Raw genomic sequence first — 878 nt, 5'->3', positions numbered from 1 at the left:
GTAACGCCCTGAGACGACACCCGCGTGACTCCTTCTCGTCGGCTGCCCCGCGATCGCGAGTGCCCCTCAGCATGCCCTCGAGGTCCCGTCGGCACCATGTGACACGCTGGCCCCCGTCCGCAGGGCCTCGGGCGGTCAGGCCACGAGGGCGAGGGTGCGTCCTGCCGGGCCGGCCGCGCCCGTCAGCCCCGTCGCAGACGGGGTCCCTCGGCCCCGGCATCGATGGGGCTGGAGGTCTGCTCCACCCGCCCGGCGAGGTTCACGGCCCAGGTGGCGAGGCCGGGGAGGTCGAGGTCGTAGGGGTGGGGCCGGTTCTGCTCGGACCAGGCCGTCACCGCGGCCGCGCCCCGGCGCAGGAGGCGGGGGCCGCCCGTGGTGTTGCCGCGGGCGGAGTGGGTGAGGCCCACGGCGATCTGGGCGAGGCCGCGCCACAGTTCGCGCTCGGCGGCGGGGCCGGACTTCCAGGCGTCCTCGAACACCTCGTGCGCGTGGAACGGCTTCCCGGCGTCCAGCAGTGTCTGCGCCTCCGCGACCGTCTCGCCGGGGCTCCGTACGACCCCCTCGGGCTGCCGCTCCACCCCGTCGGACCCGTACGGCAAGGGCCGCCCCAGCCCGTCGCGGGGCCGGGCGTTCCGCGCCCGCCCCTCGGTGTCCCGGTCGCGTCCGCCGATGTCTCCGCCCGTCTCCGCGTCTGCCATGCGGACGATTCTGCCCCTCCCCGCCCACAACCCGCTTCGGAGGAGTCCCGTACGTGGGGTAAAGTGCTGTTCGCGCGATCACGCGGGTCACCGCGAGTGAGCGCATCGGGACGTGGCGCAGCTTGGTAGCGCACTTGACTGGGGGTCAAGGGGTCGCAGGTTCAAATCCTGTCGTCCCGA

General features: G+C 74.3%; 1 protein-coding gene and 1 tRNA gene. One reads left to right on the top strand and one right to left on the bottom strand.

From position 1 onward, the window contains the following. Nucleotides 1-182: 182 nt before the first annotated feature. Nucleotides 183-698 (bottom strand): DUF309 domain-containing protein, encoded by a 516-nt coding sequence (locus GT030_RS03945; RefSeq protein ID WP_161199855.1) that lies wholly within the window; start codon nt 696-698, stop codon nt 183-185. 106 nt (nt 699-804) lie between these two features. Here GT030_RS03945 and GT030_RS03940 point away from each other — a divergent pair. Then, nucleotides 805-878, top strand: a tRNA-Pro gene (locus tag GT030_RS03940).

The sequence above is a fragment of the Streptomyces sp. SID1328 genome (assembly GCF_009865595.1).
GTDB lineage: Bacteria > Actinomycetota > Actinomycetes > Streptomycetales > Streptomycetaceae > Streptomyces > Streptomyces griseoluteus.
The sequence above is the reverse complement of the archived record's forward strand: the minus strand, read 5'-3'. Positions and strand labels throughout refer to the sequence as shown.

Bases quoted from the DNA above. Each gene is read 5' to 3' on its own strand.
- GT030_RS03945 (WP_161199855.1), bottom strand. From the start codon at position 698: ATGGCAGACGCGGAGACGGGCGGAGACATCGGCGGACGCGACCGGGAC.